This is a genomic window from Candidatus Methanodesulfokora washburnensis, from assembly GCF_003947435.1.
GTDB classification, from domain to species: Archaea; Korarchaeota; Korarchaeia; order Korarchaeales; family Korarchaeaceae; genus Methanodesulfokora; species Methanodesulfokora washburnensis.
Genome location: NZ_RCOS01000142.1, coordinates 1 through 6,561, shown reverse-complemented (window position 1 = coordinate 6,561; position 6,561 = coordinate 1). Strand labels below are relative to the sequence as shown.

Here is a 6,561-nt window from a genome sequence, read left to right as displayed (position 1 = left end):
ACAGCGTTTTCGCCCAATCCCCTCAAGTCTGAAACTCTGTCTTAAAGATCGGAGAGAATGTTCAAAGTAAAAATGGATGCTCCAGTCTGGAATGAGGCAAAGAAGGTATTTGAGTTCTCATCGTTTGATGTTCCAGTTAGATTCCTACCAGCAGAGCAAAAGCTTCTTGAATTAAGAACACTATATGACAGAAGCAATACATACTTCAGAACTTTAGAGCGTTTAATACTATCTTTGATAGCTGAGAATTACGATTCACCAGATAACTATGTAAAGTATTTGAAAGAGTCTGCTGAGAAGGTGTTCAATGTAATGTCCCCAATAGCTACAGCCTTAGGTCTGGAGAAGGGATACAAATACGAGTTCGATGAGACGCTTGAGCCTATTCTTAAGTCAATAGCTGCATTCCAGAACACCAGAGCTACATTGAGGAGGCTGAGATACTGGTTAAGGTGGTCTCTCTACCAAATGTGGAACAGGTTTGCACAGGGAAAGATGTCCGATGAAGAGATAAAGAAATTCCTAGAGTCAATAAAGAAGAACCTCAAATTAACGGATGCTGAGATAAGCTTCTTTGAGGAGACAGCTAAGTTCTTCAGAGATGTTTACAGGAGACAGAGCAAACAGGATGAGATAATAATAAAGCTACAAAGAGGAGAAATATCAGAAGCTGATGCAATATCAGAGTTTGCTAAGATAGGTATAGATAAGGAGACAGCTCAGGCTTTAATAGAATCGAAAGCAAAGGGATATGTCCCAACAATACAGACTTTGGCTACACTAACTGAGTATGTCCCAGAGGCTATAAAGCTACTTGATAAAGTATTTGATCTTCATGGAGTTCCTAAGGATGAAAGACCATACTGGAAAAAGTATATACAAGTGAAACCTGTGATGGATGAGATAAAGAAACTTCTATCTGAGTATATAACAGACTATGCAAACGGTGAAATATCGAAAGGAGATCTGGATACATTCCTGCAGAGTCTAAAAGACTTTGGATTCACGGATGAGGAGATTAAATACTATGAGAAGCTTGCTGAGATGAGAAAGAAGAGAAAGAAGGTGAAAGTAAAGCTTCCAACTGTGCAGACCCTCACTACACTAACTGAGTATGTCCCAGATGCCTCAAAGCTCAAGGATAAGGTATATGAGAATGAGAACATACCCTCCGATGTTAGGACGTATTGGGATAAGTATCTGAAGGTGAAGCCAGTTTCAGATGAGGTAAAAAGCTATATATCAGAGCTTGTAACGGTATATGCAGCAGGAAAGATCGATAAGACGTATCTAACAAACGAGCTTAACTCTCTCAAGGATTATGGACTGACAGATGAGGAGATAAACTTTATATTGAAGAGAGCAGAGCTAAGGAGAAAGCTGAGGGAGAAAGCATGAAAGTGCCTTTATTCCTGAAGAGAGTTTATTTTGCTTTTCTCTACATGAGAGGAGGTTTTCCGTTATTACTGAAAAAACAGTCGGAGATCATAAGAAAAGGGATGCTGAAGAAGGGATATAAGGATGAAGAGGCTGAATCTGCTGTCCTAGCCTTTCTTTTGGCTGATATAGGCTTTCACATATCCACAGTTCTACAACATGCTGGTGTCTTGAAAAAGGAGGAGGCTGAACAGCTCTCGTTCAAAGCCATTGATTTAATAGAGAAAGAGATAATAAAGGATAAGGCAATGAAGCATGTAGTTAAGTATATGATCACAGAAGTTCCCTTTTACTATACCTAACTTGGTGTCTCAATGCTAGTTATCAGAATAAAGAGAAAGGATGGAAAAGAAGAAGTGATAAAAAAAGAGGATACTGGGACGTGGTGGTTTGCTAGAATTTTCGCTGCTCTCTTAAACTATACAGCAAAAGGTGGAAAGGAGGAGGTTCAGGTTAAGGCTGAGGATGGCTCAACTGTAACCCTAACTGTGAAAGACTCAAAGATAGACAACTTGTTCAACTCCACAGCTAATGGTGATTCTGGTTGTCTCATAGCTATTGGAGATGCAAAGCAGTATTCATCTAGGGATCAATACATCCTTTACCACGAGATAGCTAGGGCTAAGGCTACAGCAGAGCCATTTGAACAAGAAGGTTATGTAACAATAAAAGCATCCTTTCCCTTCTCATCTTCAGCTTTAATATATGAAGTAGGCTTGTATTTCAAAGATCCTATATCGGGGAAATGCATACTTCTTGATAGAACATATCTGTGTGAATTCAGCGATAGAGATTACATAGCTGTGGATGCTGGTGAAACTCTTATTATAGAATACAGGTTATATTCTCAGTTCATCGTTTAAAAAAAGAAAAAGAAAGGGAATAAGAGTTACTGCTGAGATTTCTTCTCTATTATATCAAGTTTAGCTAGTAATTGTGCTACTATGTCTTTACCAGCATCGTTTAGCAGTATCCTATTCTCCTCTGTCTGCTGGTGGTAGTATTTTACGGCAGCTGTCTTTAACAGATCTATGTTTATGTCCATTCTCTCTGCTAATTGCATTGCTGTTTTCTGTAACAGCTCACCATTCTCCTTTGTTGGTTTCTCTCTGAAAGATCCTATCGATGCTGAAATCTTATATATATACCATGCTACCTTTCCTATATCAGTAGCATTCTTCTCAAAGTGTGATAGGTAGGCTGTTCTGTAGTAGCTAACTGCCTGATAGACTATCTGCCACATGGGAAAGTGCATTCTCTTCGCTGTGAACTTTATCGCATCTCTAACCTCAGCAGGAACTCTTATAGTTGTCCATTTAACGGGGACTTTTCTACCTCTCATACGTATGCCCCCTATACATTATCCAGTCGTGAGTATATAAACCTTTCCTAAATGAACTATATAGTCTATATAGCATCATGCTTATATTTGTTTAGAACTAGGCATAAATCTTATATATTTCTCTCATTCTTTTTTGCATAAGGGAGGTGGTTGTTATATGATAGAGAAAGTGTTGAAGTGGTTGTTCGTAATTATAGCTGTGTTGAGCATACTATCAGCTGTCTATGCCCCTCAGTTCTCACCTCCATTGCTAATAACAAACGTTCTATTCCTCTCTTTGACGCATATATACAATGAGAAGCTAGTATATGAGCTTACTGGAGAGAAGAAGTTCGATCAGATGTGGAAAACTAAACTAGTTATAGTGCTAGCAGTCTTTGGCTTTCTCGCATTTGGTTTAGTTTACACGTGGCCTGGAGAGGTTGTTATGGCTGTGGTGAACATTTTAATCTCTGTGTTAGGGACTAATACCGCTCAGTCATCTGAGGCTGTGAAAGGGTGATCTGATGACATTTCAAGAGAGATATAACGAGCTGTGTGATTTTGCTAGAAATGTTTTGTCGGGTGCTATGCCTATAGGAGAGGATATATTCAAACAGCTGGCAGAGAAGTATCAGCAATATGTTGATGAGCTACCAGATGATAAAAAGGACTGGGAAATAGCCCTCATTACCAAAGCCCGTGTTGTCTCAGTAAAGAGAAGAGATATTCCCAAACTGTTGCAGAAGGATAAGGACTTCGCTATGGCTCTGTTGAGGCTTCTAGCAGGTGTATGACATGTCTAAACCAAACTTCAAGATAGTAGTGGAGCTTACTAACTCAGATCCTGCTACTGCATGCTGGACTGCTGTAGCAGAGCAGTTCCTAGATGAGAAATATGAGGGATTTGAGTATGTTGCTTTAAAGGGAAATGATTGTATTCCAGAAAAGGTATATGATGCTCTCAGAGATCCCTCTGCGATAGGCGTTTCTGGATTATCGGTAGGGCATGGCTCTGACTGTGAAACCACAGTCCAGAACATGATACCTGATTTTAGTTGCGGTAATCCAAACAACATTTTGCTGAGAGGGAAATACTTCAATAAATGCACATGCTTGTATGGAAAAGGAGGATTACCAGATCTTGTGAACAATTATGGCTTGGGATGCGGATGTGGAGAGGTAACAGAATACTGGATAGTAACTAACAAAACGGGAAAGAAATGGCAAGATCCAGTAACCTACTTCATAGATGCAAACTTCGAGTTTGACAGACAGCTGATGCAGGGAAAGACCGCAAAGGAGGCTTACGATGCTATGATAGCAAAATACAAACAGCATGCTGAATACTGGAAAGACAAAGATCCAGAGACTGCTCGTTTGCTCAACTATGATGCCGATAATAGACCGTTCTTTGGTGATCCAAACTGGGCTGTTGGTAATATTCCTCCACCACCACCTACTGAGCCTCATCTAGTAGAAGCATCTGCTGAATCCAGCAAAGATCCCTACATGAGGTATTTCTACATAAAAGTGAATGGAGTTCCTGAGCATGTTGAAACTGGATGGTTCAAGTTTTATGTAAAAAGAACAATCTACCTGCCAAAGGATAAAGAGGCTGATATATGCATATCCGTTAGTGCGGATGAAACCTTTGGATGGGAGGGAACTCTGAAAATTGATGATAAGAAACCAGTTTCTGGGGCATGTGATAAGAATCATCCTCTCTGTGTTCATATAAGTGGTCAGCCTCCATCTCCACCTCAGCCTCCGCAACCTCCACAGCCTCCACCACCACCAGGACAGAAATACAGCGGAGAATACACAACAAACGTTGTATCAAACCAGCCATGCGTTGTTCAAGCTATTCTCAGACTGAAATTAACGACTAATAAGGACATAGAGATACCCATGACCATAGACCTCAGAAATCTACAGCTACTAGGAGAAGGAAAAGGATCTGAGAGTGGAACAATACAGGATAATCAGTATTCTGGTGATGCAAAAGGAGATCTCAGCATCAAGATAGATAACCAGTATCCGATAGTATTATGGTTTGGCAATATTCCAAAGAAAGGATTTCTGATCATAAAGTCTCCTCAGACCTTCAGCTTTATCCAACTGTCTAAAGAGCAGGGAAAGGTAGAGTAAATGGAACAAAGGCAGTATAAGACATCTCCGAGATTCAGAGGTTATTTATTTGAGAGAGAAGTAAGAAAGAAGCTTGAAGAGATGGGATTCTTTGTCTTCAGATCCACAGGATCTTTTAAAGTGGATCTAATCGCATTCTCACCAAAGGGAAACGTTTACTGGATTGAGTGCAAATTGCATAGAGATTTATCACAGAAGGAAAAGCAGAGATGGGAGGAAATAGCAAAAACATATCATGCTCACTTTGTTGTTGTCAATAGATTCAATCTCAAGCAGTTTTTGTTTCTCCTCAAATCAAATGAGGGAATATAGATGCTTCAGATCAAGTGTCCAAAGTGCGGAAAAGAGCCTGAGAAGTTCTTCATACATACTGTGCAGACTGAGAAACACTCATACAAATATGTATATCTCTGCCATTATTCTTCAGATGAGAAGAGGATGCATAGATGGTTTTTTGGGAATGCTGAAGATCCTGAGGTAATATCGGCATTACAACAGCTGAACATAAAGGGAAATCCCTCAGTATTCCATGTCTCTGATATTTCATCTTTTTTAGATAGAGTAAAGGATCTTTTGAACATAAACAACATTGATCCCTCTGGTATAGCTGATATAAAAGTGGTAATATACAGAAAAGGTGTTTAGATGGGATTCTGGAGGGAAATATGGGAATCAATAAAGCTCATCATTCATATAATAGTTGATTTCATAATTTTCTTTCCCATTTATGCCATTTTATCTTTTATTTTATGGTTAGCTGAAAAAGTTAGGAAATGGATGAGAGAAGGTGAGAAGTAGATGGTAACTGTTGCTGTCTCAGGCGGATTCGATCCCCTTCATGCGGATCATATCAAATTGTTTAGAGAAGCTAAGAAGCTAGGAGATAGGCTAGTAGTGATATTAAATACTGATGAATGGCTCATGAAAAAGAGAGGATTCGTATTCATGCCATTTGAACAAAGAAAAGAGATCCTAGAAAGCATAAGATACGTGGATGAGGTTGTAAAGCAAATAGATACGGATATGTCAGTAGCCCAAACTCTTGCTCTAGTGAAGCCCGATATATTCGCTAAATCTGGTGATAGGACATTAGATACTCTACCTAAGGCAGAAGCCCAGATATGCGAAAAATATAACATTAGACTGATGTATGTTGATACAGGTGAAATCAGAGTTCACAGTAGCTGGCTCTTAAACAGAGTTAAGAATGAGTATCAGACAAGAATAGAGAAACCTTGGGGCTATGAAGATATTCTCTCAAACTCCTCAAATGAATTAGTAAAGAGGATTTTCATAAGGAGAGGACAGAGAACGTCTTTACATTATCACAAGCAAAGGGATGAGGTCATAACATGTCTTGATGGTGAAGGCTTTCTTATCCTGAACGATAAGGCATATAGCATCTCTCGTATGTTCTCAATTAGAATAAGACCTTACGAGCATCACAGAATAGAGGCAAAAACGGATCTAATGCTGATTGAGGTATCAAACGGGCATCTTGATGATGTAGTTAGGGTGGTGGATGACTATGGTCGTATATAACATTTTTTTAAAAAGTGGCTTAGAGCATGGTTTTTGTGTGTTAGATGCTAGGTTCTATCAGCAGTAAAGGTGGTAACGATGACGCTTAACTTGGGATGCGGCGATGCAAT

General features: G+C 39.4%; 11 protein-coding genes. 10 read left to right on the top strand and 1 reads right to left on the bottom strand.

The window, feature by feature from the left end; all coding sequences use genetic code 11:
* Positions 1-72 precede the first annotated feature (72 nt).
* The 3 genes from D6D85_RS12315 to D6D85_RS12305 are packed head-to-tail and all read left to right on the top strand — an operon-like array spanning position 73 to position 2,300.
* Complete coding sequence (locus D6D85_RS12315) at positions 73-1,398, top strand: hypothetical protein (protein WP_125672342.1); 1,326 nt, start codon at positions 73-75, stop codon at positions 1,396-1,398.
* Entirely contained in the window at positions 1,395-1,739 is a 345-nt protein-coding gene (locus tag D6D85_RS12310; RefSeq protein WP_125672341.1) for a hypothetical protein, read from the top strand. The genes D6D85_RS12315 and D6D85_RS12310 overlap by 4 nt, the downstream gene beginning before the upstream one ends.
* A 12-nt stretch (positions 1,740-1,751) precedes the next feature.
* Positions 1,752-2,300, top strand: coding sequence for a hypothetical protein (locus D6D85_RS12305; RefSeq protein ID WP_125672340.1), 549 nt, complete (start codon positions 1,752-1,754; stop codon positions 2,298-2,300).
* A gap of 26 nt (positions 2,301-2,326) precedes the next feature.
* Here the strand turns inward: D6D85_RS12305 and D6D85_RS12300 are convergent, their stop codons facing one another.
* Entirely contained in the window at positions 2,327-2,779 is a 453-nt protein-coding gene (locus tag D6D85_RS12300) for a hypothetical protein (protein WP_125672339.1), read from the bottom strand.
* Positions 2,780-2,936: 157 nt separating this feature from the next.
* Here D6D85_RS12300 and D6D85_RS12295 point away from each other — a divergent pair, with 157 nt between their 5' ends.
* From D6D85_RS12295 to D6D85_RS12270, 7 genes are read left to right on the top strand one after another with little or no spacing between them, the layout of a single operon-like run.
* Complete coding sequence (locus D6D85_RS12295; RefSeq protein ID WP_125672338.1) at positions 2,937-3,281, top strand: hypothetical protein; 345 nt, start codon at positions 2,937-2,939, stop codon at positions 3,279-3,281.
* Positions 3,282-3,285: 4 nt separating this feature from the next.
* The gene (locus D6D85_RS12290; protein ID WP_125672337.1) at positions 3,286-3,555 is read left to right on the top strand and encodes a hypothetical protein; all 270 of its coding nucleotides are present in this window, start codon (positions 3,286-3,288) and stop codon (positions 3,553-3,555) included.
* Position 3,556: 1 nt separating this feature from the next.
* Entirely contained in the window at positions 3,557-4,909 is a 1,353-nt protein-coding gene (locus tag D6D85_RS12285) for a hypothetical protein (protein ID WP_125672336.1), read from the top strand.
* The gene (locus D6D85_RS12280) at positions 4,910-5,221 is read left to right on the top strand and encodes a hypothetical protein (RefSeq protein ID WP_125672335.1); all 312 of its coding nucleotides are present in this window, start codon (positions 4,910-4,912) and stop codon (positions 5,219-5,221) included.
* The gene (locus D6D85_RS12275; protein ID WP_125672334.1) at positions 5,222-5,554 is read left to right on the top strand and encodes a hypothetical protein; all 333 of its coding nucleotides are present in this window, start codon (positions 5,222-5,224) and stop codon (positions 5,552-5,554) included.
* The gene (locus D6D85_RS16470; RefSeq protein WP_161969861.1) at positions 5,555-5,707 is read left to right on the top strand and encodes a hypothetical protein; all 153 of its coding nucleotides are present in this window, start codon (positions 5,555-5,557) and stop codon (positions 5,705-5,707) included.
* Complete coding sequence (locus D6D85_RS12270) at positions 5,708-6,451, top strand: adenylyltransferase/cytidyltransferase family protein (RefSeq protein ID WP_125672333.1); 744 nt, start codon at positions 5,708-5,710, stop codon at positions 6,449-6,451. It abuts the gene before it with no gap.
* Positions 6,452-6,561 lie beyond the last annotated feature (110 nt).

Coding starts and splice junctions, on each gene's coding strand:
- D6D85_RS12315 (WP_125672342.1), top strand. CDS start 73: ATGGATGCTCCAGTCTGGAATGAGGCAAAGAAGGTATTTGAGTTCTCA.
- D6D85_RS12310 (WP_125672341.1), top strand. CDS start 1,395: ATGAAAGTGCCTTTATTCCTGAAGAGAGTTTATTTTGCTTTTCTCTAC.
- D6D85_RS12305 (WP_125672340.1), top strand. CDS start 1,752: ATGCTAGTTATCAGAATAAAGAGAAAGGATGGAAAAGAAGAAGTGATA.
- D6D85_RS12300 (WP_125672339.1), bottom strand. CDS start 2,779: ATGAGAGGTAGAAAAGTCCCCGTTAAATGGACAACTATAAGAGTTCCT.
- D6D85_RS12295 (WP_125672338.1), top strand. CDS start 2,937: ATGATAGAGAAAGTGTTGAAGTGGTTGTTCGTAATTATAGCTGTGTTG.
- D6D85_RS12290 (WP_125672337.1), top strand. CDS start 3,286: ATGACATTTCAAGAGAGATATAACGAGCTGTGTGATTTTGCTAGAAAT.
- D6D85_RS12285 (WP_125672336.1), top strand. CDS start 3,557: ATGTCTAAACCAAACTTCAAGATAGTAGTGGAGCTTACTAACTCAGAT.
- D6D85_RS12280 (WP_125672335.1), top strand. CDS start 4,910: ATGGAACAAAGGCAGTATAAGACATCTCCGAGATTCAGAGGTTATTTA.
- D6D85_RS12275 (WP_125672334.1), top strand. CDS start 5,222: ATGCTTCAGATCAAGTGTCCAAAGTGCGGAAAAGAGCCTGAGAAGTTC.
- D6D85_RS16470 (WP_161969861.1), top strand. CDS start 5,555: ATGGGATTCTGGAGGGAAATATGGGAATCAATAAAGCTCATCATTCAT.
- D6D85_RS12270 (WP_125672333.1), top strand. CDS start 5,708: ATGGTAACTGTTGCTGTCTCAGGCGGATTCGATCCCCTTCATGCGGAT.